We start from the raw sequence: 19,022 nt of genomic DNA on the forward strand, positions 1-19,022 counted from the left end.
ATTGAGTCATTTTACTGTATATAACATTATGATAAAACGATTGTATATTTTGGTGATGGTACAGATGGTATGTACTTTGGGGTTTACTCAATCCTCTCCCTCGTTACCTGCTTACAAAGATCCCAGTTTGTCAATAGATATGAGACTTTCAGATTTACTTTCCCGTATGACTCTGGAAGAAAAGGTCGGTCAGTTACTTTGTCCTTTAGGTTGGGAAATGTATGAAATCCATGGCAGTGAGGTTCATCCTTCCGGAAAGTTCAAGCAATTGATTAAAGAAAGAAATGCCGGAATGCTTTGGGCAACTTATCGTGCTGATCCCTGGACAAAGAAAACATTGGCTAATGGCTTAAATCCAGAATTGTCAGCGAAAGCCGGAAATGCATTGCAAAAGTATGTGATGGAGAATACCCGTCTGGGAATTCCGATGTTTTTAGCGGAAGAAGCCCCTCATGGGCACATGGCAATTGGTGCTACAGTTTTTCCTACGGGTATCGGAATGGCGGCTACCTGGTCGCCGGAATTAGTAAAAGAAGTTGGTCAAGTTATCGCTAAAGAAATTCGTTCCCAAGGTGGGCATATTAGTTATGGTCCCGTACTTGATCTGACCCGTGATCCCCGTTGGTCCCGCGTGGAAGAAACATTTGGTGAGGATCCTGTGTTGAGTGGCATTTTAGGGGCGTCTATGGTTGACGGTTTAGGTGGAGGTAATCTATCACAAAAATACGCTACCATAGCTACCTTGAAACATTTTCTGGCATACGCTGTGCCGGAGGGTGGACAGAATGGTAATTATGCTTCAGTCGGTATTCGTGATTTGCATCAGAATTTTCTTCCTCCTTTTCGTAAGGCAATAGATGCAGGGGCATTGTCTGTAATGACTTCATACAATTCGATAGATGGGATACCTTGTACGTCGAACCATTATTTGCTGACTCAACTCTTGCGTAATGAATGGAAGTTTTGTGGCTTTGTAGTTTCCGATTTATATAGTATTGAAGGGATTCACGAAAGCCACTTTGTTGCTCTAACTAAAGAGAATGCAGCCATACAATCTGTAACGGCTGGCGTTGATGTTGACTTGGGTGGGGATGCTTATACCAACCTTTGTCATGCGGTTCAATCCGGACAAATGGATAAGGCTGTGATTGATACGGCTGTCTGCCGGGTGTTACGGATGAAGTTTGAGATGGGCTTGTTTGAGCATCCTTATGTGGATCCGAAAATTGCTGCTAAAACAGTACGCCGTAAAGAACATATCGAACTGGCACGTAAAATCGCACAGTCTTCCATAACACTTCTCAAAAATGAGAATTCAATTCTTCCTTTAAGCAAGACGATAAATAAGGTGGCGGTAATTGGCCCTAATGCTGACAATCGATATAATATGTTAGGGGACTATACAGCTCCGCAGGAAGATAGTAATGTGAAAACAGTTCTTGATGGAATTCTAACAAAATTATCTCCTTCTCGTGTGGAATATGTACGAGGCTGTGCTATTCGTGATACTACAGTGAATGAGATAGAACAAGCAATTGAAGCTGCCCGTCGCTCCGAAGTTGTAATTGTGGTTGTGGGTGGTTCCAGTGCCCGTGATTTTAAAACGAGTTATAAAGAAACAGGTGCGGCTGTAGCTGAAGAGGGTAGTGTAAGTGATATGGAGTGTGGAGAAGGATTTGACCGTGCCAGTTTATCCTTACTTGGTAGACAACAAGAACTATTGGAATCTTTGCAAAAGACAGGTAAGCCTTTGATTGTCGTTTATATTGAAGGTCGTCCTTTAGAAAAGAATTGGGCTTCGGAATATGCTGATGCACTACTGACTGCTTACTATCCGGGGCAGGAGGGTGGAAATGCCATAGCGGATGTTCTCTTTGGAGATTATAATCCTTCCGGACGTTTGCCAATCTCCGTTCCGCGTTCTGTAGGTCAGATTCCGGTTTATTATAATAAGAAAGCTCCTCGAAATCATGATTATGTGGAAGTGTCATCTTCTCCGTTATATAGCTTTGGTTATGGGATGAGTTATACCACTTTTGAATATTCTGCTTTGCAGGTAGTGCAGAAATCTGCTCGTTGTTTTGAAGTCTCATTTAAAGTAAAGAATACAGGGAAGTATGATGGTGAAGAAGTAGCACAACTTTATATGAGAGATGAATATGCATCAGTTGTTCAGCCGATGAAACAGTTGAAACATTTTGAACGTTTCTATTTAAGTAAGGGAGAGGAAAAGTTAATCGTCTTCACGTTAGCAGCAGAAGATTTATCTATCATTAATCAGGCTCTGGAACAAATAGTAGAGTCCGGAACTTTTCAGGTAATGATTGGTAGTTCTTCGGATGATATTAGATTAGAAGGTTCTATTTTAGTAAAATAAGTTTTATTATTAGGATGTTGTTGCTCACTTTTATAAACCCAGGTAAATAAGAGAATATACCGGAAAATGAATGTCTGGAGGAAATAATAAAATTGCTTTTATTGCTGATATTATTTGTTTTTTTTAATAAAAGCATCTACTTTTGGCTCCCATAAAAAATGATAATAACCGGAAAATCTCTGATGACACATATTGGTGAACAAGAAAAGAAGAAGAAATTCGAGCAGTTTTTCATTCTTACTTTTCCGAAGGTAAAGGCTTTTGCATGGAAGATTTTGCGTTCGGAAGAAGATGCGGAAGATATTGCTCAGGATATATTTGTCAAGCTGTGGGATAATCCGGAAATCTGGGAAAACAAAGAAACATGGGATAGTTATATTTATACGATGGCTCGTAATCAGATTTATAACTTTCTGAAACATCAGTCCGTGGAGCTTAGTTATCAAGAGAAGTTAGTTCAGGAAGATTCCCCCTCTTTCGAATTTGATATTTATGATAAGCTTTATGCTAAAGAACTCCAACTTTTAATAAAACTCACTTTAGATAATATGCCGGAACAACGTAGAAAGGTTTTTTCTATGAGTCGGCAAAATGGAATGAGTAATCAGGAAATCGCTGATAATCTGCAACTTTCTATTCGTACAGTGGAGCGCCACATCTATCTTGCACTACAAGAATTAAAAAAAGTCATCTTAATTGCATTTTTTTTCTATTTCAGTTGAGTAGTCCGTTTTAGCAAGTTGTCTATATTATATAAGGCAAATCTAAAATGAAGAATTATATTCAAAAAATTATCAATGTATTCACTGCTTCCGAGCATAGTGAGAATGTGACCAAAGAAGTACATCAATGGTTGGTGGATGAGGAGCATGCTGATGAGAAAGATACAGCGTTGAATACACTATGGAAAGAAACAGAAGGTAAAGTTGATGCAGGCACATGGACTTCCTTGGCGAATGTATATGATAAGTTAAGGGTTCCCCAGCAGAATACCAAGTCTCGGTTCCGTATACGAGCATGGCAATATGCAGCTGCAGCGGTCGTGTTATTGATGGTTGTTATTTCGGGAACTTTCTATTATACTAAAGATATGTATTCTGCAGTTGCCATGGTTGAGAAGTTTACCCCTGCTGGAAAAATGAATGTAATAGAGCTTCCGGATGGAAGTAAAGTACAAACCAATTCTGGTACTATTTTATTATATCCTGAAGTATTCAAGGGTGATACACGAACAGTCTATCTGATTGGTGAGGCTAATTTTAAAGTGAAGAAGAATCCCGAACAACCTTTTATCGTAAAATCAACAACGATGTCTGTTACAGCTCTTGGTACTGAATTCAATGTCATGGCTTATCCTGAAAATGAAGAAATTGTCGCTACATTGATTCATGGAAAAATAAAGGTGGATTGTAATAGTGGAAAAGAAAGTTATATACTGACTCCCGGACAACAAGTGACTTATTTACGTAATACATCAAAGAGTCTGCTTGCTGATGCCAATTTAGAAGATGTAACAGCTTGGCAAAAGGGAATGTTTGTATTCAGAGGAGTGTCTATTAAAGATATTTTTTTAACATTGGAACGTAGGTATGCGATGACTTTTCAATATAATGGCAACTTGTTCAATGACGATAAATATAATTTCCGTTTCCGCGAGAACTCAAGCATAAAAGAGGTGATGGATGTGATGCAAGAAGTGGTAGGAGGATTTGATTATAAGATAGAAGAAGATATATGCTACATAAAGGCGATTAAGAAGAAATAAATCAGTCAAGATATAACATTTGTATAACCTTAAAATAACGAGTTAGTCATGAAAAAAAGTATCCGGAAAAAGGATGCCGCCTGATTCCGGATATGAAATCCTTTTTAGTATTAAAGCTATATGCTTACTCTTTGAGAAATAAATATTATGAGTTAACACTAAAAACGCTCAAATCTATGAATTTTTATCGATTTAAAGCTGTTCTTTTTATAATTTTTAGCTGTTTCTTATTGCAAACAGCCCTTTTTGCTCAAGGTAATGTTAAAATTACGATCAAAAAGAAAAATGTAACGTTACAGGAAGCGTTGCAGGACGTAGAAAAACAATCAGCTTATCTGGTTGCTTTTAATGAGTCAAAATTGGAGAAAACAAAACAAATTCATTTGAATATCAATGCCGAACCTCTCGAAAAAGCCCTTACTATTATTCTTTCGGGCACAGGTTTGACTTACAAGATTAAAGATAAATATATAATGATTGTTCCTGCAGGAAAACCTGCTCCTGAAAAGAAAACAATAACGGGAGTGGTGCAGGATGCCAATGGTGAGCCATTGATTGGCGTCAATGTTTCAGTTAAAGGAGGTTCTGCAGGTACTGTGACAAATCTGAATGGCGAATTCTCTTTACAGGCTGCCAAAGGAGAAATATTAGAATTCTCCTATGTTGGATATGTGGCTGCTTCTCAAACGGTGACAGAAAGAAATTCACTTGCAATAATAATGCAAGAGGATGCGAAAACTTTAGATGAAGTGGTAGTCACTGCCCTAGGTATCAAACGTGCGGAAAAGGCGTTGAGTTATAATGTGCAGCAGATTAATGCGGATGATATTTTGGAAAATAAAGATGCTAACTTTGTCAATTCTCTTTCGGGCAAAGTGGCCGGCGTCAATATCAATTCATCTTCGTCTGGTGTAGGAGGTGCTTCCAGAGTTATCATGCGTGGTACTAAATCTATTGAACAGTCATCTAATGCATTGTATGTGATAGATGGTGTACCAATGTATAATTCGAAAGGTGAAGGAGGTACGGAATATGGTTCTTCGGGTGTGACGGAAGCTATTGCCGACATCAATCCTGAAGATATCGAATCGCTCTCCGTACTGACTGGTGCAGCAGCTGCTGCTCTTTATGGTTCGGATGCTGCCAATGGTGCGATCATCGTGACTACGAGACAAGGAAAAGAGGGAAAACTCTCTGTGACAGTGTCTAGTTCTATGGAATTCATGAAAGCATTTGTTATGCCTAAGTTCCAAAATCGTTATGGTTCCAGTTCGGGTGACATGAGTTGGGGTGACTTACTTTCTTCATCATCTTATATCGGATATGATCCTGCAAGTGACTATTTGCAAGGAGGATTAGTGGCTACAGAGACAGTGAGCCTTTCTACCGGTACGGAGCGTAATCAAACATATTTCTCTGTAGGTGCTGTAGATTCAAAAGGAATAGTTCCCAACAATGGTTATCATCGTTATAATTTTACATATCGCAATACCACTTCGTTTTTGAATGATAAGATGAAGCTCGATGTGGGTGCCAGTTATATCTATCAGAAAGATCGTAATATGACTAATCAGGGTGTCAACTATAACCCACTGATTGGTGCATACCTCTTCCCCCGGGGTAACGACTGGGAAGACGTGGAGATGTTCGAACGCTACGACCCGCAACGTAAGATTATGACTCACTATTTTACAATGGATCCGGGTGAGTATATTATTCAGAATCCTTATTGGATCAACTACCGTAATCTGCGTGAGAACAGCAAGAACCGTTATATGTTGAATGCGTCATTGAGCTATGAGATTACTGATTGGCTGAATGTGTCAGGACGTATCCGTTTGGATAATTCTGTAAATAAATATACGGAGCGCATTTTTGCTTCTACCCCCGAACAGCTGACGATGTTGTCAAAGAATGGATTGTATGCTATCACCCGCTCATCGGACATGCAGATTTATGGTGATATTCTTGCAAATATAAACAAGCGGTTTGGTAATGATTGGTCTCTTTTTGCTACTCTTGGTGTATCGCTCACCGATCTGAACTATTCAGATACAGGTATGCGTAGTCCTCTTCGCGATGGTTCGATAGAAGGTGAGACGACAGGTGTTGCCAATGTTTTTAATCTATCTAATATGAGTAACAAAGCATTGGAAAAAGTGGAGAATCCATGGAGGGAACAGACCCGTTCTATCTTCGCCAGTGCAGAAATTGGTTATAAGAGTACTTACTATCTGACACTGACCGGTCGTAACGATTGGCCTTCGCAGTTGGCAGGACCGGCCTCTACAAGCAAATCGTTTTTCTATCCTTCTATAGGTGCATCAGTGATTGTTTCAGAAATGATTCCAAACTTGTCGAAAGATTATATCTCGTTTTTGAAAGTGCGTGCTTCTTATGCTTCGGTAGGTAATGCGTTTAAGCGTTTTGTTGCAAACCCGGTACTTGAATGGAATAATACCAGTTCTACGTTTGAACAGTTGACGAATTATCCGGTTTCAAACTTAAAGCCCGAACGTACTAAGTCTTGGGAGTTTGGTTTGACTGTTAACTTCCTGAAGTATTTTAATGCCGATCTTAGCTATTATCTGACTAATACTTATGACCAGCTTTTCCAACCTGACATTTCGGTTGGCTCGGGTTATAGTACTATTTATGTGCAGACAGGAAATATTCGTAACCAGGGTGTGGAATTGGCATTAGGTTTTAAGAATACATGGAGAAAATTCACATGGAACTCTAATCTGACATTTAGTACCAACAATAACAAAATTATCGAGTTGGGTAACAATCTGGTTAATCCGGTCACCGGGGAGCTCTTCTCCATATCTTCATTGGATATGAAAGGACTGGGTGATGTGCATTTCTTGTTGAAAGAAGGGGGGACACTGGGCGATATGTACTCTTCCGCAGACTTTGTACGTGATGATAATGGTAACATTTATGTGGATTCCGAAGGTAAGGTTGTCTATGAAAAAGGTATCAAAGAACCAGAGAATTGGAAAAAGTTGGGAAGTGTGTTGCCTAAAGGAAATTTGGCGTGGCGTAACCGTTTTGATATAGGCAATTTAAACGTCGGTTTTATGCTTGCCGCACGTTTGGGTGGAGTAGTATATTCGCGTACACAAGCTACATTGGATTATTATGGTGTGTCCGAAGTTTCTGCCATTGCCCGTGACAATGGTGGTGTACGAATCAATCAAAGTATCATGGATGCAGGTGATTTAATAGAGGCGCATAGTTGGTATAATCAAGTGGCTGTATCAGGAGGTATTCCACAACTCTATACTTATGATGCGACGAACGTCCGTTTGCAGGAGGCTTCCATTGGTTACACTATCCCGCGCAAGTGGTTGGGAGGTGTAATGGATATCGACCTCTCCATTGTTGGACGTAACCTATGGATGATTTATTGCAAGGCTCCTTTCGATCCGGAGAACGTAGCTACCACAGGTAATTATTATCAGGGCATTGATTATTTTATGATGCCGTCTACCCGGAATATTGGATTTAATGTACGATTAAAGTTTTAAGCTATGAAAAATATAATAAAATACATATCATTTGGGGTACTTTGCGGTCTTGTCACGGCATGCACACCCAATTATGAATACATTAATCAGAATCATGCAGGTGTTACGGAGGAACAAGCCGAAGCCGACGGATACAACATCACGACTTCACTGATTACTTTGCAGAACAATGTAATATCCACCAGTACAAGTCGTGCGCAGTATGTAGATTTATTGTTGGGAGGAACATGGGGACGCTATGCTGCTGAATCGAAAGCTAATTCATGGCCTAACAAGTTTTCAACTTTCGATCCGCCTGCAGATTGGTCCGGAGTGGAATTTAACGAAGTGATTCCTTATATTTTCCCCTATGTGAGTAGTATAGAGAGAGTGACGGACGATGTGGTTCCCCAAGCGATAGCCCATATAATTAAAGTGGCTGCTATGCATCGAGTGACAGATACATACGGGCCTATTCCTTACACGCAAGTGGGAGTTGACGGTCAGGTACAGACAGCTTATGATTCACAGGAGCAGGTATATAAGGCAATGTTTGTCGAATTAAATCAAGCAATTACTGAACTAACCGATCATCAGACAGAATCTATTTCCCAGAATGCCGACCTGATATTTAAGGGAGATTTGCTGAAATGGATTCGTTTTGCCAATTCACTGAAACTTCGTTTGGCTATACGTACTTGTTACGTGCCACAATTTAATGTAGATGGAAAGACATCACAACAATTGGCGGAAGAAGCGGTGAATCACTCGGTGGGTGTAATGACATCGAACGACGATGTAGCTCGATTGACAACTTTCTCTAATGTTGGAAATCCATTGAATGAGGCTATTAAGTTTAATGAGGGTGACCACCGGGCTATTGCTGATATGACTATTTATATGAATGCTTATAATGATCCGCGCCGTGCTGCATATTTTAATGAGTCGGGATATTCGTCTCAAACCTATTGCGGACTTCGTACGGGGTTGGCTCCGATTGGCTCGTCAGATTTCAATAAGTTCTCTACCATTAAAATAGAACGCGAAACGCCGTTGGTATGGATGTATCCGTCAGAGGTGATGTTCTTGTGTGCGGAAGGTGCGTTGCGTGGTTGGAACATGGGCGGTGGAACAGCACAGTCGTATTATGAACAGGGTATTAAACTTTCGTTTGAATATTGGGGAGTGTCTGATGACAATTACATTCATAGTACCAAGGCTCCGGATACTTATTCTGATCCTTCTGGAAAGAATTCTTATTCTAACAAAGTTAGTAACATCACTGTACAGTGGAATAACGGAGGTGTTTTTGAAGAAAACCTGGAACGCATCATCGTGCAGAAATGGCTGGCAAACTTCCTGCTGGGATTGGAGTCGTGGTCTGACATGCGCCGTACAGGTTATCCGAAAGTGTTACCCGTTGTGCAGAATAACAGTAATGGTTTGCTGAATAATGATGAGATTCCTCGTCGTTGCATTTATCCTACAAGAGAAGGGCAAAGCAATGCACAAAATTATCAGGCTGCTTTGAAACTGTTGGGCGGGCCGGACAATCTGGCAACTCATCTTTGGTGGGATTGCAAGGAATAATGAGTACTAACAAAGAAATAAAGTAGTAAAAATGAAGAATTTATTTACTAAGAATTATAAATGGATGATGGTAGCAGTCTGCATAGTCGCGGTATTCACCTTTGCTTCGTGTGATGACTGGACGGAAGTGGAGAGTCTTACTGTCAATCAGCCGAACATTGCAGAGCAGGAACCGGCTTTATATGAAAAGTACTTGGAAAGCATACGCAACTATCGGCACGTGAGCCACAAGGTAGTTATTGCCCAGTTTGATAATCTGGATAATCAGGGTGGCCGTCGCTACCACCTCACCAATCTTCCCGATAGCATTGATATCATTTCACTTAAACAGCCGGAAGTGTTGCCTGATTGGATGCAGAAAGAGATGATGACTTGTCGTGACCGAAAAGGAATGAAGTTTGTTTATGAAATAGATTTTGCTACCCTCTCACAAGAGTATAAAGATTTGGAAAGTGCATCCGAAGTAGAGCAACAGACATTTGCGGATTATGCAACCGAGTATGTAAACAGACATTTGGCATTGTGTGAGAAAGAAGGGTATGATGGCGTAATTGTTCGCTATGTAGGTTTGTATACTGGATATATGACGAATGACGAAAAGGAAGATTATATTGCCCGTCAGTCAATTTTCTTGGATATATTTATTAATTGGTATAATGAACATACTGGTAAGATACTTATTTTTAGAGGAACTCCACATTTCATTGAGGATAAGTATTTGGCAGAGGGATCCTTGTTGTTAAATTCTAAGTATATTATCGTCGAAACTTCAGCTGCAACAGCAGCTACAGATATCGATTATCTGATGGCAAATGTGATGGACAAGTCGGGAATTCCTTTCGACCGTTTTATAGTGACTGCCAGTACTTATTCACTTGATGCAAAAGATCAGACCACTGGCCATTTCTGGGATGTGAAAGGAAATGCTGTCAGTGCGGTAAGTGGATGTGCTCGGTGGGTAGTTTCGTTCAATAATGACTACAAGAAAGCCGGACTCTATATTTTGGAGACACAGAATGATTATTATCATTCTGAAAAGGTCTATCCTAATATTCGTGAAGCTATCTCAATTATGAATCCACCAGTTATTAAATAAAGAATAGGTATGAAACAGATTAATTCTTGGATGTACTTCCTGATAACATTTGCCTGTGCTGCCGTTTTGTCTGCTTGTGCAGGTGATGGTATCGAAGAGTCGTCATTTGAAAGCAAAGTATATCTTAACTCGGAAAAGGAAGAAACACTACTCATCAAGCCGGGTGAACCTTCCTATACTAAAACTCTGCAGACTGCATTACCCAAAGCTCTTGATCATGATATCACTGTGAGATTCGCTGCTGATCTTTCAAAAGTGGACGAATACAACACTGTATATAAAGACAATGCCTTGCCATTGCCAGAAGCACAATATAAATTCACCACTTCCGAAGCTATCATTCCGGCTGGAACGGTACGTAGTACACAAGCGGTAATTGACTTTGTAGATGTTGATAAGTTAGATCGCGAGAAGCGTTATGTATTGCCGGTACGTATTGTAGATGCAGGTGATTGTACCATCTTGGCGCGTAGTGCTACTACTTATTATATCTTTAAGGGCGCTGCTTTGATTAACGTAGTGGCCAATATGGAAAGAAATTATTGCAAAGTGAACTGGCAAAGCAATGTTAGTGCGATGAGTGAGCTCACTTTCGAGGCCTTGGTTCGTGCCAAGTCTTTCACGAATCCGGAATCAAGTAATGATATCCTTTCATTGATGGGAATTGAAGGATATTTTCTTCTCCGTACAGGTGACACTCTTTATCCGGGACAACTAATGTTGAGTACAGGTACTAATTTCCCTGGTAAGGATGCAACCAAAGTGCTGCCAGCAAATGAATGGATACATATTGCTCTCACATTTAGCAGTGGAAATGTAATCATTTATATCAATGGAAAACCTCAATCGGAAGGTTCAATTACTCGCAAAAGTATTAATTTGAAAAGTTCAGGGTCAGCTGACGACAGCAATATGAAAGGTTTTCTTATTGGTGCTTCTTGGGATAAGAGTCGTTGGTGGGTAGGTGAAATGTGTGAAATGCGTGTGTGGGAAACTGCTCGTACGCAGGAAGAAATCGCTTCTAACTTTTATTATGTTGATCCACATTCGGAAGGACTGGTTGCCTATTGGAAATTTGACGATGGCGAAGGTAGTAAGGTTACCGATCGCACTGGGCATGGAAATGACGCAGTAGCTCTTAATGAGATCACGTGGATACCAGTGGAACTACCTGCAAAATAAAACAATATGTTGAATGTAAAAACAATATGATATGTATAATAAATGGATAAAGATAATCGTAATGCTCACCGCATGGGGAGGGTTCATGGCGTTGAGTTCGTGCGAAGATGATCTTACGGCATATACGGTGGACAAAGACCGCTACGAAGTGAACGAGCATCCTTGTGCATTCCTGCGCAATGTGCAGGGAGATGGAAAGAATCTAATCGATCTTTACAATGCTGAAGGAGAACAAGTGGAGCTGAACATCCAATTAACGAAACCTGTGACTGCTGATACAAAATGTACACTGATTGCAGACGAATCGTTATTGATTAATTACAATCAGATACATGGAACGGACTTTGCCATATTTCCCATTGTACAAGTAGTCTTCGAGAATGGAAAAGTGGTAACTGTTGAGGCCGGAAATTTAGTATCTGAATCAGTGAAAATTAAGTTAGAAGCAAGAGAATCACTGGAAACAGGCAAAACGTATGTACTTCCTATCCGCATTGAATCAGCTTCCGACATAGCTCTGTCTGAAGATAGAGATACTTATTACTATTTAATTAAGGCACAGGGAGACCGCATCAATCCGCAAAAGGATCCTGATGTAAAAGTGATGAGTTGTTTTGGATTAGACTGGGAGAATCCGTTGATCCATACGCAGATGTTCTTGAAAAAAAGTGGAAAACCATTGTTCGACATTGTGTGTCTCTTTTCAGCAGGTATTAACTATAATGCTGAAACAGGACAAGCCTATGTATACAAGAATCCTAATATTGTCCATTTGTTGAATAATCGTGATAAATATATTAAGCCTTTGCAGGATATGGGCATCAAGGTGGTCATGGGGCTTTGTGGTAATCGAGATTTTACAGGATGCGGATCTATGTTGCCAGAGGCTTGTAAACAGTTTGCCCGTGAATTGAAAAATCTTTGTGATCAATACGGACTGGATGGTGTCTTGTTCGATGACGAATATTCTTCTTATGGAGTAGACATAAAACCTGGATTCTCATCATATGCGTCAAGTGCCAATGCTTCACGTTTATGCTATGAAACTAAAAAGCTAATGCCTGACAGGCTTATTATTCCGTTCTTATGGGGATCGATGAGCTATCTTCAATCAGTAGATGGCATGACACCAGGTGAGTATTGCGATTATTTCTTCCCTAATTATAATTTATATCCTTCTGCTGCAGGTGGAGCTCAAATGAAGCAGATGGGAGCAGGTTCGCAAGAGTTGACTGGTTATCAATGGTATGCCAGAAATTATGGAGATTTAAGTAGAGTAAATAGTAGAGGCTATGGGCTCACTACTGTTTTTGGTATGGGACCCTATCAGGAAGAACGTAAATCAGGCTCGTGGTTGCCGTGGAGTACACAGAAAAAGAGTTTAGATATTATCGCTCGTGATATATTCGACGATGAAGTTGTATGTGACGAGGTCATGATCAGGAAAGATTGGTGATAGATGGTAAATCGAATTGAAGGGTAGGATTAGTAATTTAATCTGAATGAAAGTCCCGTGAGTAGAGAATACTTCTATCTTACGGGACTTTTTTATCATAATCCCATAGAGCCTTTTTAAAAAGGGAGAAAGCTGATTAATAACGGAGATATAATGAAAATAAAAAGTTACTTTGTTGTTTGTAGAAAAAGAACTGACTTACATTAAGAAATACAATGAAATATATTTTTATTATTTTATGGATATGTGTTTGGGTGACATGTACTCCTATTTTTGCACAGCAGGTTTCTGTTTTGACTTATCAAAACCCTAATTTATCAATAGATATAAGACTCGCAGACTTACTTTCCCGCATGACTCTGGAAGAAAAGGTTGGCCAGTTACTTTGTCCTTTAGGTTGGGAAATGTATGAAATCCATGGTAGTGAGGTTTATCCTTCCGGAAAGTTCAAGCAATTGATTAAAGAAAGAAATGCCGGAATGCTTTGGGCAACTTATCGTGCTGATCCCTGGACAAAGAAAACATTGGCTAATGGCTTAAATCCAGAATTGTCAGCGAAAGCCGGAAATGCATTGCAAAAGTATGTGATGGAGAATACCCGTCTGGGAATTCCGATGTTTTTAGCGGAAGAAGCCCCTCATGGGCACATGGCAATTGGTGCTACAGTTTTTCCTACGGGTATCGGAATGGCAGCTACCTGGTCACCGGAATTAGTAAAAGAAGTTGGTCAAGTTATCGCTAAAGAAATTCGTTCCCAAGGTGGGCATATTAGTTACGGTCCCGTACTTGATCTGACCCGTGATCCCCGTTGGTCCCGCGTGGAAGAAACATTTGGTGAGGATCCTGTGTTGAGTGGTATTTTAGGGGCGTCTATGGTTGACGGTTTAGGTGGAGGTAATCTATCACAAAAATACGCTACCATAGCTACCTTGAAACATTTTTTGGCATACGCTGTACCGGAGGGTGGACAGAATGGTAATTATGCTTCAGTCGGTATTCGTGATTTGCATCAGAATTTTCTTCCTCCTTTTCGTAAGGCAATAGATTCAGGGGCATTGTCTGTAATGACTTCATACAATTCGATAGATGGGATACCTTGTACGTCGAACTATTATTTGCTGACTCAACTCTTGCGTAATGAATGGAAGTTTCGTGGCTTTGTAGTTTCCGATTTATATAGTATTGAAGGGATTCACGAAAGCCACTTTGTTGCTTCAACCAAAGAGAATGCAGCCATACAATCTGTAACGGCTGGCGTTGATGTTGACTTGGGTGGGGATGCTTATACCAACCTTTGTCATGCGGTTCAATCCGGACAAATAGATAAGGCTGTGATTGATACGGCTGTCTGCCGGGTGTTACGGATGAAGTTTGAGATGGGCTTGTTTGAGCATCCTTATGTGGATCCGAAAATTGCTGCTAAAACAGTACGCCGTAAAGAACATATCGAACTGGCACGTAAAATCGCACAGTCTTCCATAACACTTCTCAAAAATGAGAATTCAATTCTTCCTTTAAGCAAGACGATAAATAAGGTGGCGGTAATTGGCCCTAATGCTAACAATCGATATAATATGTTAGGGGACTATACAGCCCCGCAGGAAGATAGTAATGTGAAAACAGTTCTTGATGGAATTCTAACAAAATTATCTCCTTCTCGTGTGGAATATGTACGAGGCTGTGCTATTCGTGATACTACAGTGAATGAGATAGAACAAGCAATTGAAGCTGCCCGTCGCTCCGAAGTTGTAATTGTGGTTGTGGGTGGTTCCAGTGCCCGTGATTTTAAAACGAGTTATAAAGAAACAGGTGCGGCTGTAGCTGAAGAGGGTAGTGTAAGTGATATGGAGTGTGGAGAAGGATTTGACCGTGCCAGTTTATCCTTACTTGGTAGACAACAAGAACTATTGGAATCTTTGCAAAAGACAGGTAAGCCTTTGATTGTCGTTTATATTGAAGGTCGTCCTTTAGAAAAGAATTGGGCTTCGGAATATGCTGATGCACTACTGACTGCTTACTATCCGGGGCAGGAGGGTGGAAATGCCATAGCGGATGTTCTCTTTGGAGATTATAATCCTTCCGGACGTTTGCCAATCTCCGTTCCGCGTTCTGTAGGTCAGATTCCGGTTTATTATAATAAGAAAGCTCCTCGAAATCATGATTATGTGGAAGTGTCATCTTCTCCGTTATATAGCTTTGGTTATGGGATGAGTTATACCACTTTTGAATATTCTGATTTGCAGGTAGTGCAGAAATCTGCTCGTTGTTTTGAAGTCTCATTTAAAGTAAAGAATACAGGGAAGTATGATGGTGAAGAAGTATCACAACTTTATATGAGAGATGAATATGCATCAGTTGTTCAGCCGATGAAACAGTTGAAACATTTTGAACGTTTCTATTTGAAAAAAGGAGAAGAGAAAAAAGTTACTTTTGTTTTGACAGAGGAGGACTTTTTCTTGGTTAACTATACTTTGAAGAAAGTAGTAGAGTCTGGAAATTTCCATCTTATGATTGGTGCCGCTTCTAATGATATTAGGTTGCAGAATGTTATTTTAGTGGAGTAATTTTTATTAATATCTATATTAAGAGATTTCCAGTTTCGTTTTCTCTTAATAAAAAAGAGAGAATATTCCTTTTGCGGAAATATCCTCTCTTTTCTTAACCTAAAACCTAAACCTTTTATTTTAATTACTTGCTATTATAAGCAACCAACATCCAAACCAATTTTTCCTGTTCTTTCAGATAATCGCTCATCATCGAAACGGTTACTTCGTCCCCGGCTTGAGAAGCGATAGATAGGATCTTACGTTCTTCACCAATCAGATAGCTGATAGACTGAAGGATATTATTCAATGCTTCGTCTCCGTTGCTTACCTTATCCACTTCATTCACATTTGCCACTTTCAGATAATCACTGAATTTATTGGCAGGAGTGCCACCCAGCATCAAGATACGTTCTGCGATTTCATCCACCTTTTCAGCCGTGTCATCATACATCTTTTCGAATTGACTGTGGAGTACAAAGAAATTATGTCCCTTGATATTCCAGTGGAAACCGCGAAGATTGGTGTAATACACTTGGAAGTCTGCTAATAGTTGTTGCAAAGATGCTACTACGTTGTTTGCTCCCGATTCGTTCAATTTGATAAATTCTAAAGTTTTCATATTCTTCTATTTTTAATGATTTATACTTGTTTTCTTTTTTTCTGTACTGCAAAGATAAGGCGTAAAATGCTTGCTGTCAAACTGAAAATTTCTATCTTTGCATAGATGAAATCTATAACTTAATAAGATTTGATAGATGACGATACAACAATTAGAGTATATACTGGCTGTAGACCAGTTCAGGCATTTCGCACGGGCAGCTGAATATTGTCGTGTGACGCAGCCTACTTTGAGTGCAATGATTCAGAAACTGGAAGATGAACTGGGAGTAAAGTTGTTCGATAGGACAGTACAGCCCGTTTGTCCGACAGCCATCGGACAGAAAGTGATAGACCAGGCTCGCGTGATTCTGGCGCAGGCAGCTCAAGTGAAAGAAATAATCAGTGAAGATAAACAGTCATTGTCAGGCATATTCCGCTTGGGGGTATTACCTACTATCGCTCCCTATCTGCTTCCTCGCTTTTTTCCTCAACTAATGGAAAAATATCCCGAACTGGATATTCGTGTCACGGAAATGAAGACACAGGATATTCAGCAGGCTTTGCATGCCGGAGATTTGGATGCGGGAATTATTGCCAGTAAACTGGAAGACACGTTCTTGACAGAAGAAACTCTTTTCTATGAGCAATTTTACGCTTATGTGTCACGAAAAGAATCCTCTTTCAAGCATGATATGATCCGTACTTCTGATATAACAGGCGAACATCTTTGGCTTTTGGACGAAGGACACTGTTTTCGCGATCAACTCGTCCGTTTCTGTCAGATGGAGGCCGTGAAGGTTAATCAGATGGCCTATCGTTTGGGGAGTATGGAAACTTTTATGCGAATGGTAGAAAGTGGAAAAGGAATCACTTTTATTCCCGAACTGGCAGTGGTGCAATTGACGGAAGAACAGCGGCAGTTGGTACGTCCATTTGCCATTCCCCGACCTACACGGCAAGTGGTACTGGCAACAAATAAAGATTTTATTCGCCACAGTCTCTTATGCGTCCTGAAAGAGGAAATAAAGGCGGCGGTTCCAAAAGAAATGCTTTCTTTGCAGTCTATACAATGTTTATTATAGTACATTAGAGAATTCCTGCTTATCCTTTTCAATGTGGCAGGAATTTTTCTTATAATGGTAGGAGTATGAGAGAGAGGCTAGTACGGCGTAAAATACTCCTTTTTCTCATAAAGTATAATTTTCTATATTCGAAAGATACCGCAATATTAATCATAATTATACGCATAGGCTTTGATTTCCGGAGTTAATTATCTACTTTTGAAGAATAAACAAATAAACAATTTATTGATAAAGTATGAAAAAGTACATTGCAGAAATGATTGGAACGATGGTGCTCGTCCTTATGGGATGTGGTAGCGCCGTCTTTGCTGGTGGTTTGGCTGATACAGTAGGTGCTGGTGTGGGAACGATCGGCGTAGCTTTAGCCTTTGGTTTGTCCGTAGTAGCGATGGCGTATGCTATCGGAGGTATTTCGGGATGTCACATTAATCCTGCTATTACATTAGGAGTGTTTTTGACTGGTCGTATGAATGGAAAAGATGCAGGTATGTATATGATTTTCCAGGTAATCGGAGCTATTATCGGCTCGGCTATTCTTTTTGCTTTAGTTTCTACTGGTGCTCATGACGGGCCTACAGCGACAGGTTCGAATGGTTTTGGTGATGGAGAAATGTTGCAGGCATTCATTGCGGAAGCAGTATTTACTTTCATTTTTGTATTGGTGGTGCTCGGTTCTACCGATCCGAAGAAAGGAGCAGGCAATCTGGCAGGACTTGCCATCGGTTTGACTCTTGTGTTGGTACATATTGTATGTATTCCTATCACAGGGACTTCAGTGAACCCGGCACGTAGTATTGCTCCGGCATTATTCCAAGGAGGAGAGGCATTGTCACAGTTGTGGTTATTCATCCTTGCTCCATTTGTAGGAGCTGCGTTGAGTGCAGTAGTTTGGAATTATCTGGGAGATAAGAAATAACTCTGTTAGAAGAAAGAACATAAAATATAAAGAAGAAAGTAAAAGGGCGGCAGTTTCACAACTACCGCCCTCTTTTGCGTAATTAATATATTATATTAAAAAAGAGTGTGTTTCGCATGTTCACATTAGATTAGTCGTTTAAGGAAATTTTACTTCATAAGTTTTCGGCCCGCCATAAATGGTGTTGACACGAATTCTTAGTCCCTTTTTCCCCTCCATCCGGTCTTTAATCTTATCCAGTTTGAAAGACACATATCCTTCACCCAAACGTTGAGGATCATCTCCTTCACTGTTATGACGGAATTCCAGATTGATATATTCATCCTCCGCATTGCCTTCGTCAGCAGTGGGAGCGGTCTCTTCTTTGTCGTTAATCACCAGATTCAGGAAATGTTTTTTATCTTCACTATGTGTTCCGTAATATTGGAATTCAATCGTCAGATATTTATTATCTTTATTGATCCACATGTAAGTCGTGTTGATCTTATCATCTCCGATTTTCTCTTCGTTGTTGTCATCTTCACCCATTGTGACAATGTCTTTGGTTAAGATTGGATTGATACCTTTCACTTGAATACTAAGGTCGTATCCATTCACAGGCTCTTCCAGCTCGTTGAATATCACAAAAGCTCGTTGTCCCTCCACCCAATCTTCATTGTTCCATCCTTGTGAGTTGCTGGGATACATTTTTTTTCCGTTATCCAAAGTGAAATAAAATTCCTTGCTATCCTGGCTAATCATATTGATGGTGCTGATAGCCAGAAGATCGGACGAACTGTCATCGTCGTCCAAGCATGACTGGAGAATCGGCATGGTAGTCATAATAGCAAAGATAAAGGCAATGAATTTAAATTTCTTCATATACTTACTCGGTTTTAGATTTTATAATATTTGTTCTTT

Annotated in this window: 13 protein-coding genes; 11 read left to right on the forward strand and 2 right to left on the reverse strand. The window is 40.0% G+C overall.

What is annotated here, in order from left to right; translation table 11 throughout:
• Positions 1 to 28 precede the first annotated feature (28 nt).
• From H8796_RS14155 to H8796_RS14195, 9 genes are all read left to right on the forward strand, one after another.
• Positions 29 to 2,377, forward strand: a complete 2,349-nt coding sequence (locus tag H8796_RS14155; RefSeq protein ID WP_187343812.1) for a glycoside hydrolase family 3 N-terminal domain-containing protein — start codon at positions 29 to 31, stop codon at positions 2,375 to 2,377.
• Between the two features lie 158 nt (positions 2,378 to 2,535).
• Complete coding sequence (locus tag H8796_RS14160) at positions 2,536 to 3,099, forward strand: RNA polymerase sigma-70 factor (RefSeq protein WP_233530436.1); 564 nt, start codon at positions 2,536 to 2,538, stop codon at positions 3,097 to 3,099.
• A gap of 47 nt (positions 3,100 to 3,146) precedes the next feature.
• Positions 3,147 to 4,142, forward strand: coding sequence for a FecR family protein (locus H8796_RS14165; RefSeq protein ID WP_117971887.1), 996 nt, complete (start codon positions 3,147 to 3,149; stop codon positions 4,140 to 4,142).
• A 176-nt stretch (positions 4,143 to 4,318) separates the two neighbouring features.
• Positions 4,319 to 7,675 (forward strand): SusC/RagA family TonB-linked outer membrane protein, encoded by a 3,357-nt coding sequence (locus H8796_RS14170; protein ID WP_008999075.1) that lies wholly within the window; start codon positions 4,319 to 4,321, stop codon positions 7,673 to 7,675.
• A gap of 3 nt (positions 7,676 to 7,678) precedes the next feature.
• On the forward strand, positions 7,679 to 9,244 hold the full coding sequence (locus H8796_RS14175; protein WP_008999076.1) for a SusD/RagB family nutrient-binding outer membrane lipoprotein: 1,566 nt from the start codon (positions 7,679 to 7,681) through the stop codon (positions 9,242 to 9,244).
• A 31-nt stretch (positions 9,245 to 9,275) separates the two neighbouring features.
• Entirely contained in the window at positions 9,276 to 10,340 is a 1,065-nt protein-coding gene (locus tag H8796_RS14180; protein ID WP_008999077.1) for a glycoside hydrolase family 18, read from the forward strand.
• A gap of 9 nt (positions 10,341 to 10,349) precedes the next feature.
• The gene (locus tag H8796_RS14185; protein ID WP_008999078.1) at positions 10,350 to 11,522 is read left to right on the forward strand and encodes a DUF1735 and LamG domain-containing protein; all 1,173 of its coding nucleotides are present in this window, start codon (positions 10,350 to 10,352) and stop codon (positions 11,520 to 11,522) included.
• A gap of 31 nt (positions 11,523 to 11,553) precedes the next feature.
• A complete protein-coding gene (locus tag H8796_RS14190) occupies positions 11,554 to 12,978 on the forward strand; it encodes a BT_3987 domain-containing protein (protein ID WP_008999079.1) in 1,425 nt (474 codons plus the stop codon).
• Between the two features lie 215 nt (positions 12,979 to 13,193).
• Positions 13,194 to 15,542 carry a glycoside hydrolase family 3 N-terminal domain-containing protein gene (locus H8796_RS14195; protein ID WP_187343813.1) on the forward strand — a complete coding sequence of 783 codons (2,349 nt, stop codon included), beginning with the start codon at positions 13,194 to 13,196 and terminating at the stop codon, positions 15,540 to 15,542.
• A gap of 124 nt (positions 15,543 to 15,666) precedes the next feature.
• Here the strand turns inward: H8796_RS14195 and H8796_RS14200 are convergent, their stop codons facing one another.
• A complete protein-coding gene (locus H8796_RS14200) occupies positions 15,667 to 16,143 on the reverse strand; it encodes a Dps family protein (protein ID WP_004305814.1) in 477 nt (158 codons plus the stop codon).
• A gap of 136 nt (positions 16,144 to 16,279) precedes the next feature.
• On the opposite strand from H8796_RS14200, the gene H8796_RS14205 reads away from it, so the two are divergent.
• Together H8796_RS14205 and H8796_RS14210 are read left to right on the forward strand one after the other, a co-directional pair.
• Positions 16,280 to 17,206 carry a hydrogen peroxide-inducible genes activator gene (locus H8796_RS14205; RefSeq protein ID WP_117935212.1) on the forward strand — a complete coding sequence of 309 codons (927 nt, stop codon included), beginning with the start codon at positions 16,280 to 16,282 and terminating at the stop codon, positions 17,204 to 17,206.
• 235 nt (positions 17,207 to 17,441) lie between these two features.
• A complete protein-coding gene (locus tag H8796_RS14210) occupies positions 17,442 to 18,122 on the forward strand; it encodes an MIP family channel protein (protein WP_117935210.1) in 681 nt (226 codons plus the stop codon).
• A 138-nt stretch (positions 18,123 to 18,260) separates the two neighbouring features.
• On the opposite strand, the gene H8796_RS14215 is transcribed toward H8796_RS14210, so the two are convergent.
• The gene (locus H8796_RS14215; RefSeq protein ID WP_117935208.1) at positions 18,261 to 18,983 is read right to left on the reverse strand and encodes a NigD-like protein; all 723 of its coding nucleotides are present in this window, start codon (positions 18,981 to 18,983) and stop codon (positions 18,261 to 18,263) included.
• Positions 18,984 to 19,022: the final 39 nt, after the last annotated feature.

Origin of the sequence: Bacteroides sp. M10 (assembly GCF_014334015.1) — a bacterium.
Lineage (GTDB): Bacteria > Bacteroidota > Bacteroidia > Bacteroidales > Bacteroidaceae > Bacteroides > Bacteroides intestinigallinarum.